Below are 19,913 nucleotides of genomic sequence, written 5' to 3' on the forward strand. Positions count from 1 at the left end.
AGCCCGATAGCGATTAGTATCGTGGGAGACCCGGGTGCTGTCCGACAGTTGCACGGCGGGTAATTTTTGAAACAGGCGCATGGCCGCCGTGGTAGTGGAAGTCGGTTGCAATCTCTGTTGACTACGAAATCTGAAGCGCGCGAACCCGCCGCAGCACTGGACGAGAAGAAGCCCCCGCTCTGGATCTGGATCCAGCTTTTCCTCGACTCGATGTCGTGGGTCGTGGCGATCATCCTGGCCCTGCTGCTGCGCTACGAGATGGGCATCCGCGAAGAACAGCTGGTCAGCGCCATCATCATCATGGCCATCGCCATCGTTGTGCAGGCCGCGGCCGGGTACGCGCTGGCACTGTACCGCGGCAGGTACCCCTTCGGCAGTTTCCAGGAGGCCAAGGCCCTCGTCTTCGTCACCGTGATTGTGGCAGCCTCCATCACGCTGAGCCTGCTGGTGCTCTATGAAACCATCGGGATCGGCCGCAGCGTCGGGCTCATCGCGTTCCCGTTCGCCTGCCTCTTTATGGGGGCAGCCCGCTACGCCAAGAGGCTCTACGTTGAGGGCAAGAACCGCCCCGGCGAGGGCGCCCAGAACACCCTGATCTATGGTGCGGGCTTCCTCGGCAACTCCCTGCTGACGCGCATGCTGCAGGACGCCGATTCGCCGTATTTCCCGGTAGGGCTGATCGACGACGACCCCACCAAGAAGCACCTGCGGCTCTCCGGCGTCCAGGTCCTGGGCCGCGGCGATGACCTGCCGGCCCTCATCCGCCGTACCCGCGCCTCCGTGCTGGTGCTGGCCTTCGCCAACGTGGAGGCGTCCGTGGTCCGGCGGATTTCCGACGCCGTCGCCGGACTGAATGTCAGGGTGCTGGTCCTTCCCCCGCTGCGCGACATGCTCGGCCGGGGGGCGCCCGAAGGTTTCTCCGATTTCCGCGACGTGGCGGTCGAGGACCTGATCGGGCGGCGGCCGGTGGACATCACGGTTGACGAGATTGCGGGCTATATCAAGGGCAAACGCGTCCTGGTCACGGGCGCCGGCGGCTCCATCGGCTCCGAGCTGTGCCGGCAGATCGTCCAGTTCGCTCCGGCGGAACTGATCATGCTTGACCATGACGAAACAGGGCTGCAGCAAACCCAGATTTCCATCACCGGCCGGGGACTGCTCGCCGGGCGCGACACGGTCCTGGCCAGCATCCGCGACGGGGCCGCCCTCCAGGATATTTTCGAGGACCGCCGCCCGGAGGTAGTGTTCCACGCTGCCGCCCTCAAGCACGCACCGCTCCTGCAGCAGTATCCGGTCGAGGCCTGGAAGACCAACGTCCTGGGCACCCTGAACGTGCTGCGCGCGGCCGAACGCACCGGCGTTTCACACTTCGTGAACATCTCCACCGACAAGGCAGCAAATCCGACGACAGCGCTGGGCCACTCCAAGCGCGTCGCCGAAAAGCTGGCCGCCTGGATGGCGGGCCAGACCGGCCGCAAATTCGTCTCCGTCCGGTTCGGCAACGTGATGGGAAGCCGCGGCTCGATGCTGCCGCTCTTCACGGAACAGATCCGCGTCGGCGGACCCGTGACGGTGACGGACCCCGAGGTCACCCGCTTCTTCATGACGATCCCGGAGGCCTGCCAGTTGGTCATCCAGGCCGGCGCTATCGGACGCGGAGGCGAGGTCATGATTCTTGACATGGGGGAACCGGTCAGGATCCTGGACGTCGCCCAGCGCATGATCGCGATGTCCGGCAAGAAGGTAGACATCATCTACACCGGACTCCGTCCCGGAGAGAAGCTCCATGAGGAACTCGTGGGGACGGGCGAGCTGGACGAGCGCCCCCTGCATCCGAAGATTTCACACACCCGGGCCCACGAGCAGGACCCGGACGGGCTGGACCTTGATGTCTGGCTCGCCCGCTGTGAGGCGGAGCAGGGCCTGGACATCGAGTCCATCCCTGACGACGAGGCGGATGAACCGGGCGAGAGCATCAGGGCGGCGTCATGATGCCCGTCTACCTCGCCGCCGGCATCACCCTGCTCGCCAGCATCCTGCTTCCGTTCGCGGTCAAGCCGTGGCTGGTCAAGATGGGCGTCGTCGACGTTCCCTCGGCCAGGTCGTCCCACGCCCGGACCACCATCCGCGGCATGGGGGTGGCCGTGTCCCTGGCCACGGGCATCGGATACGCGGCCGCCGTCCTTCTGGGGGCGGTGACAGTGGACCGGTCGGTCTTCCTTGTGGTCCTGGCGATCATCGTCGCGAGCGCGGGAGTGGGCTGGATCGAAGACCTCCGGGGTCTCTCCATCCGTGGCCGCGCCGCCGCGCAGCTGGGGATCGGGGCTGCCGGGTCCACGGCCCTGCTGGTCCTCACCGGCCAGTCCTTCTGGTGGCTGCCGCTGGCCGCGCTGGCCATTGCCGCCTATATCAACATTGCCAACTTCATGGACGGCATCAACGGTATTTCCAGTTTCCACGGAATCCTCGCAGGCACCGCGTATGCGCTGGCGGGAGCGCTGGCCGGACAGCCATGGCTGACCGCCGGCGGCGCTGTACTGGCCATGGCCTTCCTGGGATTCCTGCCGTGGAACCTCTCCCGGGGCTCCGTATTCCTGGGCGACGTCGGCAGCTACCTGCTCGGCGCCTCGGTTGCTGCCCTGGCGGTGGCGGGGTTCCTGAGCGGCGTCTACGTGGAATACGTCCTGTCCCCGATCCTCGTCTACCTGGCCGACACCGGATACACCCTGCTGCGCCGGATCAACGCGGGTGAACGGTGGTACGCGTCCCACCGCGAGCACGTGTACCAGCGGCTGACCGACGTCGGCTTCTCGCACCTGCAGTCGGCCGGCACCGTCTCGGTATGCACGGCCGCAGTGATCGTCCTTGGGTTCATCGCGGCCACAGCACCACTGCCCATGGTGGTGCTCTGCGTGGCCGGAAGCCTGGCCGTGCTGGCGCTCTACCTTGCCTCTCCGGACCTCATCCGGCACCTCCGGCGGCGGAAGAAGGTCACCCGGGTGCCGGCGTCCTAGACACCACAACGGCGCCAGATGACGCACCGGACAACTGCATGTTCTATCTCGTGTAGAATTCAGGGGCGGGTTGACCCCGCGACATCTGACCAGCAACCAACACCTCGACGATTGGGATCACATGACCTCCAACGCCGAACCCGGACGAACGCCCGGCGCCGGACCCGTTGGTGTCTCAGGTCCCACAAAATCCTTGTGGCTGCGCCTGCTGGCCATTAGTTCGGCCGTTGGCGGCGGCGCCCTGCTGCTGACCAGCCTGGCGGCACTGCTGCTCGACGGCACAGCTGCCGCGCTGTCCTCCCTCTTCGGCGGGGTGCTGGTAATCGCCTTCTTCGCGATCAGCCTCCTAGTCGGACACTTCGGCGGCCGGAACCATTCTTCCGGTGCCATCGGCCTGTTCGCTGCCACGTACTTCATCAAGGTCGTCGGCTTTGCGGTGGTGCTGTTCGCGATCGGCAGCCCGGAGTGGCTGAACGGGCGCTGGTTCCTGGCCGGCGCCGTCGTGACCGTGGTCCTGTGGCAGGCCGCCGAGATCTATGGTTTCAGCAAGGCACGGCTGCAGCTCTATAACGACCCAGAAACCCCGGAAGGCGGCACCGATGTTTAGCCGCAAAGACCGGCAGAAGAACAAGCCCGGAACCCCTGAAAGCACCGCCGGAGCCCCCGGAGTTTCGGACAACGGCCGCGACGGCGGATACAACGCCGGCATCGCCGTCTTCAGCTACATTGTTGGCGGAATCCTCGTCTGGAGTTTGATAGGGTGGGGTCTGGATAATCTGTGGGGAACCCGCTGGATTGTGCTCGCAGGCGCCCTGCTGGGAGCCGCGGGAGGGTTCTATCTTTCTCATATGCACGGCCTCACCAGCCCGGATAATTCCGCCGGCGGGGACAATGCTGCACGTGGCCCGTCCAAGGACGAGGATCAGTAATGCCAAATAATTTCACAGGGGGAGAGGCCGGCAACAACGCCGCCTTTTCCCTACCAACGCCCAATGATGGACACTGCAGAGAGGAAACGCGTTGATCGCGCTTGCGCTCCCGGCCCAAGATTCAGGAACTTTTACGCCTCCTGGAATTGAAGAAATCCACCTGCCGGCAATCGTGCCGTGGGGGGCGGCCGACGGATTCTCCAAGCAGATGCTGCTGGTAATCCTTTCGGTCGTTATTATCGCCGCATTCTTTCTGATGGCTGCCCGCAAGGGTCAGCTCGTCCCCGGCAGGCTGCAGTTTGCAGGTGAAGCCGCCTACGGCTTCGTCCGCAACGGCATCGGCAAGGACATCATCGGCGGCAAAGACTTCATGAAGTACGTCCCGCTGCTGTTCAGCCTGTTTTTCTTCATCCTGGTGAACAACATCTACGGCGCCATTCCGTTGATCCAGCTTCCCACCTTCTCGCATGTCGGCGGCGCCTACGTGATGGCCGGAATCGTGTATGTCACCTGGATCGTTATCGGCGTCAAGAAGAACGGCCTGAAGTACTTCAAGCTGGCCACCGTGCCGTCCGGAGTCCCGGGCTACATTCTTCCGATCGTGATTCCGATCGAGATTATCTCCAACTTCCTGGTCCGCCCGGTCACGCACAGCCTCCGTCTGTTCGCCACCATGCTGGCCGGTCACCTGATCGTGATGATCGCCGGTTCCGGCATCGAGTACCTCGTCACGCAGGAGAACCTCCTGCTGAAGGGCACTTCGGTTCTCGTCCTTGGCGGGGCGATCGCCATGTACATGCTGGAAGCGTTGATTATGGTCCTGCAGGCGTACGTGTTCACCCTTCTGACCGCGATCTACATCGAAGGCGCGCTGCACGCGGACAGCCACTAGGCACCCCAAAATCTTCCCCTCTGGGGATGAAGTACACCAAACAACCTGCCACATAGATGGCATCTTGAAAGGAAAAAAATGGAAGGCAATCTCAACCTCGTAGGTTACGGTCTGTCCGCAATCGGCGGTGGTATCGGTGTTGGTCTCGTGTTCGCCGCTTACATCAACGGCGTCGCACGTCAGCCGGAGGCACAGCGTGTTCTCCAGCCGATCGCATTCCTCGGCCTCGCGCTGACTGAAGCCCTCGCCATCCTCGGCCTGGTCTTCGCCTTCGTTCTCTAGTTTCGAACTTTAGAACTAAGCGAACATCCAGAACCGAGTAGATAAGGACGGGTGAATTATGAATCAGCTGATCATCTCAGCCGCCACAGAGGGCGCCAACCCTCTGGTTCCCAATCCCTGGGAAATGCTTGTCGTCTTCGCCGGCTTCGCTGTTCTCATGTTCATCGTGGTCAAGTACGTTGTCCCGATGTTCGAGAAGACCTTCGCGGAGCGTGCGGAGGCCATTGAAGGCGGCATCGCCAAGGCTGAAAAGGCCCAGGCAGAGGCTTCTGCTGCACTCGAAGAGTACAAGCAGCAGCTCACCGATGCCCGTGCCGAGGCCAACCGCATCCGCGAGGAAGCCCGTGCCGAAGGCGCTCAGATCCTCGCGGACCTGAAGGAGAAGGCAGCTGCAGAGTCTGCCCGCATCACGGCTCAGGCACACGCTGCGATCCAGTCCGAGCGTCAGGCGGCCGTTGTGTCGCTCCGCACGGAGGTGGGCACGCTTGCCACAACGCTGGCAGGCCGCATCGTCGGTGAGTCCCTCGAGGACGACGCGCGTTCGGCCCGTGTGGTTGACCGTTTCCTGGCAGATCTGGAGAACCAGAACGCAGGTGCAGCTAAGTAATGGCAGGTGTATCGAGCGAATCGCTGACCGCAGCCCTGGTGGCGCTGGAAGCCAAGCTTCCTTCTGCCTCGCTGCAGTTGGCTAAGGAACTCTTCGGAATCCTGGGAACGGTGGACAGCTCGGCTGGCTTGCGCCGCGCCCTGACTGACCCGTCCCGCTCCGGTGACGAAAAGTCGGCGCTTATCAAGCAGCTCTTCAGCGGGAAAGTCTCCGCGGATGCTGTGGAAATCGCGAGCGGACTGGCCGGCTCACGCTGGGCATCCGCCCGGGATATCGGCGATGCACTCGAGACTCTTGCCGCTTCGGTGGTCATCGCCGTTGCTGAGAACAAGTCTGCCGTCTCTGCCTCAGGAATCACCGGGCTGGAAGCGCTGGAGAACGATCTGTTCTCCTTCAACCAGGCTGTGGAGTCCAACCACGAGGTACAGCGTGCTCTGTCCGAACCGCAGGCCAGCCCCGCTGCCAAGGTTGTCCTCGCCGAAAAGCTCGTGCCCAGTGCCAGCGAAGAAGCGAAAGTCCTTATCGGACAGGCAGTATCGCAGCCGCGCGGGCTCAAGGTGACCAAGCTTGTGCGTCGTTTCGCCGAGCTGGCAGCCAAGCGCCAGCAGCGCTGGATTGCAACGGTCAGTGTCACCCGTCAGCTGACGGAGACACAGACCAGCCGCCTGCAGGCGGGGCTGAATGCCCTCTACGGGCGCGAGCTCAAGATCAACATGAACGTTGATCCTGCGCTGATCGGTGGCGTCCGGATCCAGGTTGGTGACGAAGTGGTAGACGCTTCGGTCCTCGCCCGCCTGGGCCAGCTTCACCGTCAGCTTGCCTAGCCAGCCGGACAAGCACAACTTAACGAAACGAAACCCCGGTCATCGTGAGCAACGATGATCACGAAAACAGGAGAGCAGGGACTGCAGATGGCCGAATTGACCATCAACGCCGACGACGTCCGTAATGCGTTGAACGAGTTCGCGGCGTCCTACGAACCCGGAAACGCAGAGCGCGTAGAGGTCGGCCGTGTAACAACCGCAGGTGACGGCATCGCCCGTGTTGAGGGCCTTCCCTCGGTCATGGCGAACGAGCTGCTTCGCTTCGAAGACGGCACCCTGGGCCTGGCCCAGAACCTCGACGTGCGCGAGATCGGCGTCATCATCCTCGGTGACTTCACCGGCATCGAAGAAGGCCAGGAAGTTCACCGCACCGGACAGGTTCTGTCCGTACCGGTGGGCGACGCCTTCCTCGGCCGCGTAGTCGACCCGCTGGGCGAGCCCATCGACGACCTCGGCGAGATCAAGGCCGAGACCACCCGCGCACTGGAACTCCAGGCGCCCGGCGTGACCCAGCGCAAGTCGGTCCACGAACCGATGCAGACCGGCCTCAAGGCTATCGACGCCATGATTCCGATCGGCCGCGGCCAGCGTCAGCTGATCATCGGTGACCGCCAGACCGGCAAGTCGGCAATCGCGATCGACACGATCATCAACCAGAAGGCCAACTGGGCTTCCGGCGATGTCAACAAGCAGGTTCGCTGCATCTACGTGGCAATCGGCCAGAAGGCATCCACGATCGCGGCTGTCCGTCAGACCCTTGAGGACAACGGCGCACTGGAGTACACGACCATCGTGGCTTCCCCCGCGTCCGACCCCGCAGGCTTCAAGTACCTGGCACCGTACGCCGGTTCGGCAATCGGCCAGCACTGGATGTACGGCGGCAAGCACGTCCTCATCGTGTTTGACGACCTCTCCAAGCAGGCCGAGGCCTACCGTGCAGTGTCGCTGCTGCTCCGCCGCCCGCCGGGACGCGAAGCCTACCCGGGTGACGTTTTCTACTTGCACTCCCGCCTGCTGGAGCGTTGTGCCAAGCTCTCCGACGAGCTCGGTGCAGGTTCGATGACCGGCCTGCCGCTCATCGAGACGAAGGCAAACGACGTCTCCGCCTACATCCCGACCAACGTGATCTCCATTACCGATGGCCAGATCTTCCTGCAGTCGGACCTCTTCAACGCCAACCAGCGTCCCGCCGTCGACGTGGGTGTCTCCGTTTCCCGTGTTGGTGGCGCCGCCCAGGTCAAGTCCATGAAGAAGGTCTCCGGTACTTTGAAGCTGGAACTGGCCCAGTACCGCGACATGCAGGCGTTCGCAATGTTCGCGTCGGACCTCGACGCCGCATCGCGCCAGCAGCTGACCCGTGGTGCACGCCTGATGGAACTGCTCAAGCAGGGACAGTACTCGCCGTTCCCGGTTGAGGACCAGGTCGTCTCCATCTGGGCCGGCACCAACGGGCACCTCGACAACGTTCCGGTTGAGGACATCAACCGCTTCGAGACCGAGTTCCTGGAGCACCTCAAGCACAAGTCCTCCATCCTGACGACGCTGGCCCAGACCAACGTCATGAGCGATGACACTGCAGAAGCACTGAAGACCGCGATCGTGGACTTCAAGAAGGGCTTCTTCGGCGAGGGAGACAACCACCTGGTTGGTGCGGGGCACGAAGAGCACGCCCCCATCGACGAGGCACAGGTCGACCAGGAAAAAATCGTCAAGCAGAAGCGCTAGTTTCGCTGGCAGGGACTGCCGGAACCCCACCGGGTTCCGGCAGTCCCGGCCAACGGGATCTTAGGAAAGGATAAGTATGGGAGCCCAGATCCGGGTCTACCGCCAGAAGATCAGCTCGACGACGTCGATGCGCAAGATCTTCAAGGCGATGGAACTGATCGCTACCTCGCGCATCGGCAAGGCCCGGGCACGCGTAGCAGCTTCACTGCCTTACGCAAACGCCATCACGCGTGCCGTTTCTGCTGTCGCAAGCCAGAGCGAAATCGACCACCCGCTGACCACCGAGCCGGAGCAGATCCGCCGGGCCGCCGTCCTGGTAATCACCTCGGACCGTGGCCTCGCAGGGTCGTACTCCGCGAGCGTGCTCAAGCAGGCCGAAGGCCTCAACGAACTGCTCGTCGAGGAAGGCAAAGAAGTCAAGATGTACCTGGTCGGCCGCAAGGCGCAGGCATACTTCGACTTCCGGAACCGTCCTTACGAGCGTGTTTGGACCGGCGGCACGGACGCACCGGAGTTTGCCACCGCACAGGAAATCGGCGAGGCATTGCTGGCTGACTTTGCGACCGACTACGCAGAGGGCGGCGTCGACGAGATCCATGTCGTCTACACCCGCTTCAAGTCCATGGTCACGCAGGAGCCGACGGTTGTCCGTCTTCTCCCGCTTGAGGTTGTCGAAGAGCAGGCTGCGTCCGAATCGGACCTCCTGCCGCTCTACGAATTCGAGCCGGAAACGGAGCAGGTTCTCGATGCTCTGCTGCCGCGCTACATCGAATCACGTATCTTCGCCGCGATGCTGCAGGCAGCAGCTTCGGAGCTCGCTGCCCGCCAGCGGGCAATGAAGTCCGCCGGCGACAACGCCACGGAGCTCATCAAGAAGTTCACGCGTCTGCGCAACACCGCCCGCCAGGCTGAAATTACGCAGGAGCTTTCCGAAATCGTGGCCGGCGCCGACGCGTTGAACGCGTCCTAGCCTCCCCGGATTCGGAACCAGCTGTACCTGCACCAAAGTTAACTTAACCCCAACGCCATCTACTGAGTGAAGTGAGAGAGATGACTGCCACTGCTACCGAACACGTAGCCGCGACGACCGGTGCTACCGGCCGTATTGCACGTGTTATTGGCCCGGTTGTCGACGTCGAATTCCCGGCTGACGCAATCCCCTCGATTTACAACGCACTCACCACCGAGATTACTCTCAACGGTGAGACCAAGACGATCACCTTCGAGGTTGCTCTGCACCTCGGCGACAACGTCATTCGCGCCATCTCCCTGCAGGCAACCGACGGACTCGTCCGCGGCACCGCTGTAGTGGACTCGGGCGCCCCCATCTCCGTCCCCGTCGGCGACGTCGTCAAGGGACACATCTTCAACGTCCTCGGACAGCCGCTTGACGTGGCTGAGTCGGAACTCGAGATCACCGAGCGCTGGCCCATCCACCGCAAGGCTCCCGCCTTCGCGACGCTCGAGGGTTCCACCGAGATGATGGAAACCGGCATCAAGGTCATCGACCTTCTCACCCCGTACATCAAGGGTGGCAAGATCGGTCTGTTCGGTGGTGCCGGCGTCGGCAAGACCGTTCTGATCCAGGAAATGATCACCCGTGTTGCCCGCAACTTCGGCGGCACCTCGGTGTTCGCCGGTGTCGGCGAGCGTACCCGTGAAGGCAACGACCTCTGGGTTGAAATGGAAGAGGCAGGCGTCCTCAAGGACACCGCCCTTGTCTTCGGACAGATGGATGAGCCGCCGGGAACGCGTCTGCGCGTGGCCCTGTCCGCGCTGACCATGGCGGAGTACTTCCGCGATGTGCAGAACCAGGACGTGCTGCTCTTCATCGACAACATCTTCCGCTTCACGCAGGCAGGCTCCGAGGTTTCCACCCTCCTCGGCCGCATGCCGTCCGCCGTGGGCTACCAGCCCAACCTGGCTGACGAGATGGGTCTCCTCCAGGAGCGCATCACGTCCACCAAGGGCCACTCGATCACCTCGATGCAGGCCATCTACGTCCCCGCAGATGACTACACCGACCCGGCTCCGGCCACGACCTTCGCACACCTCGACGCGACCACGGAACTTTCCCGTGAAATCGCTTCCCGTGGTCTGTACCCGGCCGTTGACCCGCTGACGTCGACCTCCCGCATCCTGGATCCGCAGTACATCGGCAACGACCACTACAACACGGCCGTCCGCGTCAAGCAGATCCTGCAGAAGAACAAGGAACTCCAGGACATCATCGCCATCCTCGGCGTTGACGAACTGTCTGAAGAGGACAAGATCGTCGTGTCGCGTGCACGCCGCATCCAGCAGTTCCTCTCGCAGAACACCTACACCGCCAAGCAGTTCACCGGCGTCGAAGGCTCCACCGTGTCCATCAAGGACACCGTGGAAGGCTTCACCGCGATCTGCGACGGCGAGCTGGACCACATTGCAGAGCAGGCGTTCTTCAACGTCGGCGGCCTGGATGACGTCGAGCGCCAGTGGGCCAAGATCCAGGAACAGACCAAGTAATATGGCTGAGCTTGAGGTTGAGATTGTCGCAGCGGACCACTTCGTGTGGTCCGGAGCGGCCAAGATGGTCAAGGCCCGCACCAGCGATGGTGAAATCGGAATCCTGCCCGGCCACTCGCCCCTGCTGGCGATTCTGGCCGAAGGTGAGCTGGCCATCGAGCCGGTCTCCGGTGACCGCATTGCTGTAGTGGTCGACGGCGGATTCTTCTCCGTCGACAACAACCGGGTCGTCATTGTTGCTGACAACGCCCAAATGGGCGACGCGGCTACTGCGGGGATCCGCTAGCACGACCTTGATGAACGATACTGTTATTCCGTTCATCGTCCTGGCAACGATCTTTGCGTTGCTGGTATTTGCACTGTGCCTTTCCGGGGTGCGCCGCTTCAATCTGCGGCGCGCCCTGGGCACGGTGGACGCCTCCATTTGCACGGCTGGAAACAGCTGGCAGATGGGGGTTTGTCGTTATCAGGACAACGACCTTGAGTGGTTTCGCCTTGCCTCGCTGAGCATGCGGCCAAAGCACACTTTCCGCCGGAGTTCGCTGGAGCTGATCGGCAGGCGCAAGCCCACCGAATCCGAGCTGGTCAAGGTCCAGCCCGATGCCGTGATCGTTGAACTCCGCTATGAAGGGCAGGACGTCCTGCTCGCGATGCGGTTCGACGCCTACACCGGGCTGTCTTCCTGGCTTGAAGCCGGACCGGTCGTCGGCGTCGGCACCTGGCGCTAGCCGCGGTGGACTTTCTCGAAGACCTCCGGCTCGTCGACGGGCCGGTGTTGTGGATTGCCTGGGCTGCCGGCGCCGGGGGCGTTGCCTACTTGCTCTGGCACGGTGCACGGCGCCGCAACGGGAATACCGCCACCCCGCGCTGGTCGGGTTTCCTCCTTGTCCCCGCCGCCGCCATCCTGGCAGCCGCCGCGGTGCTCGCCGGCGTGCACTGGCTGATGATCTACGCCTTCTCGGTCTTCCCGGAGGAGCTGCCACGCGAGGTCCTGGCCTGGTCTCTTCTCCCGGTCACGGCACTGCTGCTCTGGGTATTGCGCCTGTGGGGGATCTGGCGGCCCGGAAAGGACCCGGCCCCCGGGCAGGGAAGCCCCCGGCACCCCGCCCGCGCGGCCGCGGTGGCAACGGGCGCGCTGCTCGGCGTGGTTCTGCTCTCCGCCGTCCAGATCAACGGCTACTTTGGCCTCAACCACACGGTGAGCGACCTGATGGGCACCGCCGTCGCACGGATCCAGCCGCTGGAAGACGGGCTGAAACGCGCCCCCGGGGCCCCGGCCGGCGTCAGTCTCTCCGAATGGACCCCCCCGGCTGGACTGCCCGACGGCGGCGTGCTGCGGCGCGCCGTCATCCCCGGCACCACCTCGGGCTTCGAAAGCCGCGAGGCATACATCTATCTGCCGCCTGCCTACCGGACCACCCCGCGGCCGGCCCTTCCCGTCCTGGTGCTCTTCTCCGGCCAGCCCGGCACACCGGCCGACTGGCTCACGGGAGGGGCGCTGCGCAGCCGCATGGACCGGTACGCGGCCGAGCACCACGGCGTGTCCCCGGTAGTAGTGGTGGTGGACCCCAACGGCTCCGCGTCGGGCAACACCCTCTGCATGGACAGCAAAATCGCTCGGGCCGACACGTTCCTCGCCGCAGACGTGCCGGCCTGGATCAACCGGACGCTGGACGTGGATCCGGACCCCTCGCGGTGGGCGGCCGGGGGATTCTCCTTCGGCGGGACATGTGCGATGCAGATGGTGACCCGGCACCCGGACATTTACAGCTCCGCCCTGGCCTTTTCCAGCGAGAAGGAACCCGCCCTCGCGAAGGAGCGGGAGAAGACCATCGCCGCCTCCTTCGACGGTGACACCGAAGCCTTCGACCGCCAGACGCCGCTTCGGCTCATGAAGGACAACCGCTTTGACGGGCATGCCATCTATTTTGGCGCCGGTGAGCGGGACCCCGAATTCATCGGCTACATGGATCTTTTGTCCGATGCGGCGCGCTCCGCCGGGTTCACCGTGGAGGCTTACCGGATTGCCGGTGCCGGGCACTCCTGGGAGACCGCATCCAGGGGCCTTCCCGGCGGTCTCGACTTCCTGGCCTCCCGCTGGGGCATCCCGCAGTGAGCCCGGGAGTAACGGCACAGAACCAGGGGACCGGGGCCGCCTCCCTTCAGGGCCTGGGCCGCCACGGCGTCCGGCAATCGCTGGGGCATCTGCGCGCCATACCCTTCACCCTTGCCGTCCTCGCGGTCTTCCTGATCACCGGCGCAGCCACCGGAAGCTTTCTCTCCGGGCCACCGGAGTCGCTGCTCGACGTGGCGTCCGTCAGTGCCCCGGAGCTGAAAGCCGGGCGCTGGTGGGCGCTGTTCACGTCGATGTTCTTCGCCACGAACCTGCTGGCCTACGCCGCGGCCGCGCTGATGATCCTGCTCCTGCTGGGCCTCGCCGAGCGGCAGCTGGGGACGCGGCGCACCGCAGTGTTCTACTTCGCCGCCCAGTTCGCGGCGGTGACGCTGTTCCTGCTCCTCACCCAGCTGGCGCGCTATGTCGACGACGGCTGGCTCAGCCGGATGGTCGACGCGCGGCTGATGGGCCCCTACGCGGCGGTCCTAGCCGTCTCGCTGGCGTCCAGCGGGCTGCTGCCCACGCTGTGGCAAAGGCGCCTGCGCACCGCCGTCATCTCCATCTCCCTCATGCTTGTGCTCTACGTCGGGCACGCCGAGACGGTCGTCGGGTTCGCCGGGGCACTCGCCGGGCTGGCGGCGGGCTGGTGGATCCAGGGCGACAAGGGCACTCTGCACCGCCACCGCTCCACAGGCCGCGAGACCCGCAACCTGCTCGCGCTTACCGTGGCGATTTTCGCCGTCGGGCCGATCCTGACCGCCACTGTCCGGACCCCCACCGGGCCTCTGGCCCTGCTGCGGGACGTCGTCCTGAACCCGTTGCCCACGCTGAACCAGCTCGAACAATACTGCGGCGGCACCCTGGATGCCACCTGCCTGGAGGCGGGCCGCGCCGGCTTTGCGGGGCCGCTGGGTCTCGCGCTGGCGGTGGTGCCCGTGGTGCTGCTGCTCATCTGCGCCGACGGCATGCGGCACGGCCGCCGGCTGGCCCTGCGGATCGCGATCGCCCTCCAGCTGGCCGTGACAGCCATGGCCGCCGTCTACCTGTCCCTGTTCGCCAGGATTCCGCAGTACCCCAACCGGCCGCGCACAGGAGTGATGGGGTCCGGGTTTGTCCACGTCCTTCCCCTCGTGGTGGTGCCACTGGTGCTGGTGGTGCTGCTCGCGGCCAACCGCCGCCAGTTCCGCGTCGAAACGAGTCCCCGGGCCCGCGGTGCCCTCGCCGCCGTTGTCGGCGGCACTTGGCTGGTGCTGGCCTCCTGCTACACCGGAGTGTGGCTGGCCGCAGGCGGCATGGACCGCGACGGCGGCCTGCTGGGACTGGCCGCCGAGCTCTCCCGCCAGTACTTGCCGGTGCCCATCCCCGGAATCTACAGCCGCATCTTCGAGGGCCGGGACGCCGTCGAGGCCTTCCTCTTCGCCACGTCTGGCATTATCTTCTGGGCGGTGTCCCTGGCCGCCGTCTGGCTGGTCCTTCAGCGCCGGCTGCACCGGACCGATGCCGGGGCGGGGGACCGTGACGTGGCCCGCGGCCTGATCCGCCAAGGCGGGGACTCATTGTCGTGGATGGCGCTGTGGGAGCCCAACAAGTACTGGTTCGCGCCGGACGGCCGCGGGGGAGTGGCGTACCAGCAGCACGGCAACGTCGCGCTGACGCTGGCCGGGCCCTTTGGCCCGGCGGCGTTCCACGAGGAGACCGCAGCGGGTTTCATCCGCTACTGCGCCGAACACGCCCTCATCCCGTGCTTCTATTCCTGCACGGACGAGTTGTGGCCGATGCTGCAGGGCCGCGGCTTCCGGCGCGTGGCGGTGGCCCAGGAAACCAGGCTGGCGGTGCGCTCCCTCGAGTTCAAGGGCAAGGACTGGCAGAACGTCCGCACGGCCCTGAACCGGGCGGAGAAGACCGGGGTGCGCGCGGTGTGGGGCCGCTACGCCGACTTTTCGCCGGCGCTGCGCGCCCAGCTGAGCGAGGTCTCGGAGGAGTGGGCCGCCCAGAAGTCTGTCCCGGAGATGGGCTTCACCCTTGGCGGCATCGACGAGCTCGAGGACGCAGAGGTCCTCTGCTGTGTAGCTGTCGATGCCGAGGGGCAGGTCCAGGGCGTCACGAGCTGGCTGCCGGTGTACACGGACGGGCGACTCGTGAGCTGGACCCTGGACTTCATGCGCCGGCGCGGTGACGCCTTCCCCGGCGTCATGGAATTCCTGATCGCCTCCGCGGTGCAGGAGCTGCGCAGCTCGGTGGAGGTCATCTCACTGTCCGGCTCGCCGCTGGCCAAGGATATGGCGCAGGTGGCGGATGTGGCCGGAGAGGAGGCGGCCTCCGGGGGACTGGCGGGAATCCTCGACGTCGTCGGGAAAGCGCTGGAGCCCGTGTACGGGTTCCGTTCGCTGGCCACCTTCAAGTCCCGTTTCAAGCCCGACTACCGGACGTTGTACCTCTATTACCAGGACCCCCTGCAGCTGCCGGCCATGGGCCGGGCGCTGAGCCGGGCCTACCTGCCCGGATTGTCCGTGCGCCAAAGCGCACGGCTGCTCAGGACCCTTGTGCGCTGACCCCGCGTCATGGGGCATTCTGCACGGCCATGACCAACCTGAGGCAACAACCCTGGGGCACCAACACAGGGCTACATTGCAGGGCAACAACGGCGGAAGCACGGGCGGCAACAATTCGGACCGGCCAATAGCGGCCTCCACTACGGTGTCCAAACAATGCACCGCAATGTGCCAAACAATGGGGTTAAAGGACGAAGGGTGTGTATAGATGGGCCCAGTTTCCCGGTGAGGGTGGGGCAAATCCTCGTTAGCTAAGCTTTGACGCCAAAAACTGCCCAGCGGGCGCTGCCCATAAACCCCGCATCGAAGGCAGCTCCCGGCACTGCAGATCACCGTCAGGGGCGCCTTTGAACACAATTCGGGACCCTTGGTCCGGTGTCCGCGGCGTGTCCGTGTCAAAAGTGCCCCCGGACCGCAGCCTCCGGGCGAGACCGGCGGCGGCCAAGCCGGGCAGCTCGGATCCCCGGCAGGACGCCCGTGACACGCCCGGCATGCACCCCCGTCTTGTCCGATAGCCCAAACCCATGGCCAACAGGGCAAAAAAATGATCCCCGGCTCATAGCCGGGGATCATTTCTTGCGCGGAGACCGCCGCAGGCAGTTCCGCTGCGGGGTACTAGACCAGCGTTACGCCGGTGGCCTGGGGGCCCTTGGCGCCCTGGCCGATTTCGAACTGAACGCGGGCGTTCTCGTCGAGGGTCTTGAAGCCGCCGGTCTGGATCTCCGAGTAGTGAACGAAGACATCGCCATCGGAGTCATCCGGGGTGATGAAGCCGAAGCCCTTTTCAGCGTTGAACCACTTGACAGTTCCCTGTGCCATGTATTTCTCCTCATTATGGATCTTGGTTAAGTACGGCACACTTCGTGCCGGACTTGGTCACTCCGCGAGAAGAACCCTGGCTGTGGGACCGGAATACCGGGCTTCGGCGGCAGGCGCTTCACGCTCGCAACATGTCTTGCGAGCATGAAAAAACACCTACACAAAGACTCGTATAAGAATTTCATGACAGTTGCGTCAGGTCAACGGGCACGGCGCACAATTGGCATAAATTTTGTACAAAGTATCGATGAATGCCTGAGAAGGTGCATTAGCTGCAGCATCTGCGGCCTTTCCGGTTCTCCGGCCGGTCGCGTCCCTTTAGAAGAGCCGGGATTCGACGTCGTCGACTCCGCGCATCGCGTCATAGTCGAGGGTGATGCAATCGATGCCGCGGTCGTTTGCCAGAACCTTGGCCTGGGGCTTGATCTGCTGGGCGGCGAAGATCCCGCGGACCGGAGCCAGAAGCGGGTCGCGGTTGAGCAGTTCAAGGTAGCGCGTGAGCTGCTCGACGCCGTCGATGTCTCCGCGGCGCTTGAGCTCGATGGCCACGGTGCCGCCCTTGGCATCCCTGGCCAGGATGTCGACCGGGCCGATGGCGGTGAAGTACTCGCGGCGGATGAGGGAGAAACCGGCGCCCAGGAGTTCGATCTGGTCGGCCAGCAGCCGCTGCAGGTCCGCCTCCACGCCGTCCTTGATCAGCCCGGGGTCCTGGCCGAGCTCGTGGGAGGTGTCATGGAGCTGCTCATGGATATTGATGATCAGCCGGTCATCGGTCTTGGCCGACTGGACGGTCCACTGCTCCACCACGCCGATTTCGACGTCGACCTCGTCCGGAGTGGAGACCCGCAGGGACGCCGGAGGACTCATCCAGTTCAACGGCTTGTAGGATCCGCCGTCGGAATGGACCAGGACGGAACCGTCGGCCTTGACCAGCAGGAGCCGGGTGGCAAGCGGAAGATGGGCTTTGAGCCGGCCGACGTAATCAACGGAGCAACGGGCTATCACTAAACGCACCCGGTCAACACTACCGTCTGCGGGGACAGGAGGCACCCGGACTGGGGCAGAATGGAACCATGCCCCGTTCCAACCGCCCCCGCCGTGCCGTCCCGGGACGGGCCGGATCCGGCAGGGGAGCGAAGCCCGGAGCGAAGGGCGGCCCGGTGCCCGAGCTGGACCTGGAGCGCGCACGCTCGGGTTTCGCGCGCCGTGAGAGTGCGCCAGACGGCGAGTGGTCGGTCCGGCCCATCACCGCCGGCCGCGCCGAGAAGACCTACATCTGTCCGGGCTGTTCGACGGCTGTGCTGCCCGGCGTCGCCCATCTCGTCGTGTGGTCAGAGGACCACCTCTTCGGGGCGGCCGCGGGGCTGGCGGAGCGGCGGCACTGGCATACCAACTGCTGGACCTCCCGCAGCTACCGGTACCGCTGACTGCTTCGGTTGCTATCTCACCGCTTGCCGTCTCCGCTTGGTGCTTTCGCTAAGCTGGACGCATGAGTTTTGACCCGGCGTCGTACGTCTTCAGCCAGCCTTCCGCACCGACCGCGATCCGCGCCTCCACGGTTCTGCCCGCCCGCCGGGAGAACGTGGAGCTTCGCACCGGCGACGGGCACCGGCTCGTCGGCGAGCTGGCGCTCCCGGAGTCCGGCGAGGTGAAGGCCACCCTGATCACGCTCCATCCGCTGCCCACCCACGGCGGCTTTATGGACTCGCATGTCTACCGCAAGGCCTCCTACCGGCTGCCCGCCCTCGCCGGGATCGCCGTGCTTCGGTTCAACACCCGCGGCACCGCCTCGCCGCGCGGAACCAGCGACGGAGCGTTCGAGGAGGGCATCGGCGAACGCCTGGACGTCGAGGCGGCCGTGCAGTTCGCCGTCGACCGCGGCCTGCCGAACCGCTGGCTGGTGGGCTGGTCCTTCGGGACGGAGCTCGCACTGATGTACGGCGCTACGGAGCCGGTGGCCTCCGAGGTGGAGGGGGCCATCCTGCTCTCGCCGCCGCTGCACCGGGCCACTGACGTGCACCTCAAGGAGTGGGCGGCCTCAGGCAAGCCGCTCAAGGTCCTGGTGCCCGAGCACGACGATTACCTCCAGCCGGCCGGGGCCACGGAGCGCTTCGGTGTGGTGCCGCAGGCCCGCGTCGTGGGCGTGGACGGCGCCAAGCACCTGTGGGTGGGGGAGAAGTACGCCGGCCGGGTGCTCAACGAGATTGTCGAGGAGGTGCTGCCGGGCGGGGCAGGTACCGAACTGCCGCAGTCCTGGGACGGCCCGGTAGCGACCGCCCACGCCTGAGGTTTCCGCTACAAAAAAGGACAGCCGCTGCGTGGATCCACGCAGCGGCTGTCCTTTTTCGTAGCGAAAAGCTTGCTAGTGCTTGTCCTGGCGGACGATGAAGATCTCCTTGACCAGAAGCATGATGGCGGCTGCGGTGGGGATCGCGATCAGCGCGCCCAGGACACCCAGCAGGCTGCCGCCGGCGATCACCGAGATGACGGCAACGGCGCCAGGCACCGCGACGGCCTTTTGCATGATGCGCGGGGAAATGAAGTAGGCCTCGAACTGCAGGTAGGCGAAGTAGCAGATGGCATAGACCACGGCGGTCTGCCAGCCTGCGGTAAGGGCGATCAGCGTGACGATCACGCCGGCGATCAGCCCGCCGACCAACGGAATGAACGCCAGCAGGGCCACTACGAAGGCCAGCAGCACGGCGAACGGAACGCCGACGATCGTCATTACGATGAACGCGAAGGTGGCGTTCACGAGAGCGACGACGGCCTGGCCGATCACGTAGTTGCCCACCGAACCGGTGATTTCCTCGGACAGGGCCTCGACCCTGGCCCGGCGCGACCGCGGGGCCAAACGGTAGCCCCACTTCTTCATGGCTGGCAGGGCGGCCAGGAAGTAGAGGCTGAGCACCAGCACGATCAGGGCGCCGAACAGGCCGTTCGCCACGGTAGAGCCGAAGCCGACGACGCCGCCGAAGATGCCGCCCATCGCCTCCGGGTTGTTGACGAACTTCTCCAGCTCCTGGGTGATGCGTTCCCGCACCCCGTACTGGTTGTCGATGCTGCGGAAGAAGTCGGAGTTAATGAACTCCGTGATCCAGCGCGGTGCCTCCTCGACGATTTGGGTGACCTGCTGGACGATCGTGGGAATCAGTGTGGCAAAGAAGGCGGCGACAGCCAGGGCCAGGGAGGAAACGGCCACCACAATTCCGGCGGCGCGGGGGAACCTCTTCGCCTCGAGCCAGCGGACCACCGGGTCCAGGCCCAGCGCGATAAAAAGTGCCGCCACGATCCAGAGGAGCAGCTGCGTTGTATTGGAGCCGATCCAGTAGACGAGCAGGGCCACGCCGACGCCGACAGTACCCATGAACCCGACGTAGAGGGGGTGCTGGGAGGACATCCGCGGGCCGGGATCGCCAAAACGGGTGCCCGTCTCGGTCTCGGGCGTCGTTTCGCCGTCCTGCTCCGGGGGCATTTCGAAGCGCAGGCGCGGCTGGGCTCCCGGGAGGGGCTGGCGCAGGCGGTGGGCCATCGAGTTTAGCAATCCGGCCAAGGCTGACCGGCGGGGGGAAACCTGCTCCTGCGGACCGCCTGCCGTGCTGCCGGATTCCTGGCTTTCTTCTTGTCCTGAGAGGGGCGAATCCGTGT

General features: G+C 64.9%; 20 protein-coding genes. 17 read left to right on the forward strand and 3 right to left on the reverse strand.

The features are described 5' to 3' along the window. The first annotated feature begins 117 nt into the window (after nucleotides 1-117). From AC1DF4_RS03500 to AC1DF4_RS03570, 15 genes are all read left to right on the forward strand, one after another. Nucleotides 118-1,992, forward strand: a complete 1,875-nt coding sequence (locus tag AC1DF4_RS03500) for a polysaccharide biosynthesis protein (RefSeq protein WP_476911545.1) — start codon at nucleotides 118-120, stop codon at nucleotides 1,990-1,992. Continuing rightward, nucleotides 1,989-3,014: an MraY family glycosyltransferase gene (locus AC1DF4_RS03505; protein ID WP_476911546.1), complete on the forward strand. Its 1,026-nt coding sequence runs from the start codon at nucleotides 1,989-1,991 to the stop codon at nucleotides 3,012-3,014. The genes AC1DF4_RS03500 and AC1DF4_RS03505 overlap by 4 nt, the downstream gene beginning before the upstream one ends. A gap of 121 nt (nucleotides 3,015-3,135) precedes the next feature. Next, nucleotides 3,136-3,621: a hypothetical protein gene (locus AC1DF4_RS03510; protein WP_476911547.1), complete on the forward strand. Its 486-nt coding sequence runs from the start codon at nucleotides 3,136-3,138 to the stop codon at nucleotides 3,619-3,621. Further along, nucleotides 3,614-3,943 (forward strand): hypothetical protein, encoded by a 330-nt coding sequence (locus AC1DF4_RS03515; protein ID WP_476911548.1) that lies wholly within the window; start codon nucleotides 3,614-3,616, stop codon nucleotides 3,941-3,943. Before AC1DF4_RS03510 ends, AC1DF4_RS03515 begins: the two co-directional genes overlap by 8 nt. A 91-nt stretch (nucleotides 3,944-4,034) precedes the next feature. After that, entirely contained in the window at nucleotides 4,035-4,835 is an 801-nt protein-coding gene (gene atpB, locus AC1DF4_RS03520; RefSeq protein WP_476911549.1) for a F0F1 ATP synthase subunit A, read from the forward strand. Between the two features lie 78 nt (nucleotides 4,836-4,913). Further along, entirely contained in the window at nucleotides 4,914-5,117 is a 204-nt protein-coding gene (gene atpE, locus AC1DF4_RS03525; protein WP_009356484.1) for an ATP synthase F0 subunit C, read from the forward strand. 58 nt (nucleotides 5,118-5,175) lie between these two features. Further along, on the forward strand, nucleotides 5,176-5,724 hold the full coding sequence (locus AC1DF4_RS03530) for a F0F1 ATP synthase subunit B (protein ID WP_443197442.1): 549 nt from the start codon (nucleotides 5,176-5,178) through the stop codon (nucleotides 5,722-5,724). Further along, on the forward strand, nucleotides 5,724-6,548 hold the full coding sequence (locus AC1DF4_RS03535; protein ID WP_476911550.1) for a F0F1 ATP synthase subunit delta: 825 nt from the start codon (nucleotides 5,724-5,726) through the stop codon (nucleotides 6,546-6,548). The genes AC1DF4_RS03530 and AC1DF4_RS03535 overlap by 1 nt, the downstream gene beginning before the upstream one ends. A gap of 87 nt (nucleotides 6,549-6,635) precedes the next feature. Next, nucleotides 6,636-8,273, forward strand: a complete 1,638-nt coding sequence (gene atpA, locus AC1DF4_RS03540; protein WP_476911633.1) for a F0F1 ATP synthase subunit alpha — start codon at nucleotides 6,636-6,638, stop codon at nucleotides 8,271-8,273. A gap of 76 nt (nucleotides 8,274-8,349) precedes the next feature. Beyond that, a complete protein-coding gene (locus AC1DF4_RS03545) occupies nucleotides 8,350-9,243 on the forward strand; it encodes a F0F1 ATP synthase subunit gamma (RefSeq protein ID WP_066432934.1) in 894 nt (297 codons plus the stop codon). A gap of 80 nt (nucleotides 9,244-9,323) precedes the next feature. Continuing rightward, nucleotides 9,324-10,778, forward strand: coding sequence for a F0F1 ATP synthase subunit beta (gene atpD, locus AC1DF4_RS03550; RefSeq protein WP_056426125.1), 1,455 nt, complete (start codon nucleotides 9,324-9,326; stop codon nucleotides 10,776-10,778). A gap of 1 nt (nucleotide 10,779) precedes the next feature. Further along, nucleotides 10,780-11,064, forward strand: coding sequence for a F0F1 ATP synthase subunit epsilon (locus AC1DF4_RS03555; RefSeq protein ID WP_104172348.1), 285 nt, complete (start codon nucleotides 10,780-10,782; stop codon nucleotides 11,062-11,064). 10 nt (nucleotides 11,065-11,074) lie between these two features. Continuing rightward, complete coding sequence (locus AC1DF4_RS03560; protein ID WP_476911551.1) at nucleotides 11,075-11,506, forward strand: DUF2550 domain-containing protein; 432 nt, start codon at nucleotides 11,075-11,077, stop codon at nucleotides 11,504-11,506. A gap of 5 nt (nucleotides 11,507-11,511) precedes the next feature. Then, nucleotides 11,512-12,894, forward strand: a complete 1,383-nt coding sequence (locus AC1DF4_RS03565; protein ID WP_476911552.1) for an alpha/beta hydrolase — start codon at nucleotides 11,512-11,514, stop codon at nucleotides 12,892-12,894. Further along, the gene (locus AC1DF4_RS03570; RefSeq protein WP_476911553.1) at nucleotides 12,891-15,446 is read left to right on the forward strand and encodes a bifunctional lysylphosphatidylglycerol flippase/synthetase MprF; all 2,556 of its coding nucleotides are present in this window, start codon (nucleotides 12,891-12,893) and stop codon (nucleotides 15,444-15,446) included. The genes AC1DF4_RS03565 and AC1DF4_RS03570 overlap by 4 nt, the downstream gene beginning before the upstream one ends. Nucleotides 15,447-16,061: 615 nt before the next feature. Here the strand turns inward: AC1DF4_RS03570 and AC1DF4_RS03575 are convergent. Then, nucleotides 16,062-16,265: a cold-shock protein gene (locus AC1DF4_RS03575; RefSeq protein WP_024365900.1), complete on the reverse strand. Its 204-nt coding sequence runs from the start codon at nucleotides 16,263-16,265 to the stop codon at nucleotides 16,062-16,064. Between the two features lie 318 nt (nucleotides 16,266-16,583). Beyond that, nucleotides 16,584-17,279 carry an endonuclease NucS gene (gene nucS / locus AC1DF4_RS03580; protein ID WP_476911554.1) on the reverse strand — a complete coding sequence of 232 codons (696 nt, stop codon included), beginning with the start codon at nucleotides 17,277-17,279 and terminating at the stop codon, nucleotides 16,584-16,586. A 59-nt stretch (nucleotides 17,280-17,338) separates the two neighbouring features. Here nucS and AC1DF4_RS03585 point away from each other — a divergent pair, with 59 nt between their 5' ends. Beyond that, entirely contained in the window at nucleotides 17,339-17,692 is a 354-nt protein-coding gene (locus AC1DF4_RS03585) for an ATP/GTP-binding protein (protein WP_441404664.1), read from the forward strand. A 62-nt stretch (nucleotides 17,693-17,754) separates the two neighbouring features. Continuing rightward, the gene (locus tag AC1DF4_RS03590) at nucleotides 17,755-18,552 is read left to right on the forward strand and encodes an alpha/beta hydrolase (RefSeq protein WP_476911555.1); all 798 of its coding nucleotides are present in this window, start codon (nucleotides 17,755-17,757) and stop codon (nucleotides 18,550-18,552) included. A gap of 75 nt (nucleotides 18,553-18,627) precedes the next feature. On the opposite strand, the gene AC1DF4_RS03595 is transcribed toward AC1DF4_RS03590, so the two are convergent. Further along, nucleotides 18,628-19,797, reverse strand: a complete 1,170-nt coding sequence (locus AC1DF4_RS03595) for an AI-2E family transporter (RefSeq protein WP_476911556.1) — start codon at nucleotides 19,795-19,797, stop codon at nucleotides 18,628-18,630. Nucleotides 19,798-19,913: the final 116 nt, after the last annotated feature.

It is taken from the genome of Arthrobacter sp. 05N429 (assembly GCF_056397045.1).

Excerpts from the sequence above, each read along its gene's own strand:
- AC1DF4_RS03505 (WP_476911546.1), top strand. The coding sequence starts at position 1,989 with ATGATGCCCGTCTACCTCGCCGCCGGCATCACCCTGCTCGCCAGCATC.
- AC1DF4_RS03510 (WP_476911547.1), top strand. The coding sequence starts at position 3,136 with ATGACCTCCAACGCCGAACCCGGACGAACGCCCGGCGCCGGACCCGTT.
- AC1DF4_RS03515 (WP_476911548.1), top strand. The coding sequence starts at position 3,614 with ATGTTTAGCCGCAAAGACCGGCAGAAGAACAAGCCCGGAACCCCTGAA.
- atpE (WP_009356484.1), top strand. The coding sequence starts at position 4,914 with ATGGAAGGCAATCTCAACCTCGTAGGTTACGGTCTGTCCGCAATCGGC.
- AC1DF4_RS03530 (WP_443197442.1), top strand. The coding sequence starts at position 5,176 with ATGAATCAGCTGATCATCTCAGCCGCCACAGAGGGCGCCAACCCTCTG.
- AC1DF4_RS03535 (WP_476911550.1), top strand. The coding sequence starts at position 5,724 with ATGGCAGGTGTATCGAGCGAATCGCTGACCGCAGCCCTGGTGGCGCTG.
- atpA (WP_476911633.1), top strand. The coding sequence starts at position 6,636 with ATGGCCGAATTGACCATCAACGCCGACGACGTCCGTAATGCGTTGAAC.
- AC1DF4_RS03545 (WP_066432934.1), top strand. The coding sequence starts at position 8,350 with ATGGGAGCCCAGATCCGGGTCTACCGCCAGAAGATCAGCTCGACGACG.
- atpD (WP_056426125.1), top strand. The coding sequence starts at position 9,324 with ATGACTGCCACTGCTACCGAACACGTAGCCGCGACGACCGGTGCTACC.
- AC1DF4_RS03555 (WP_104172348.1), top strand. The coding sequence starts at position 10,780 with ATGGCTGAGCTTGAGGTTGAGATTGTCGCAGCGGACCACTTCGTGTGG.
- AC1DF4_RS03560 (WP_476911551.1), top strand. The coding sequence starts at position 11,075 with ATGAACGATACTGTTATTCCGTTCATCGTCCTGGCAACGATCTTTGCG.
- AC1DF4_RS03575 (WP_024365900.1), bottom strand. The coding sequence starts at position 16,265 with ATGGCACAGGGAACTGTCAAGTGGTTCAACGCTGAAAAGGGCTTCGGC.
- AC1DF4_RS03585 (WP_441404664.1), top strand. The coding sequence starts at position 17,339 with ATGCCCCGTTCCAACCGCCCCCGCCGTGCCGTCCCGGGACGGGCCGGA.
- AC1DF4_RS03590 (WP_476911555.1), top strand. The coding sequence starts at position 17,755 with ATGAGTTTTGACCCGGCGTCGTACGTCTTCAGCCAGCCTTCCGCACCG.
- AC1DF4_RS03595 (WP_476911556.1), bottom strand. The coding sequence starts at position 19,797 with ATGGCCCACCGCCTGCGCCAGCCCCTCCCGGGAGCCCAGCCGCGCCTG.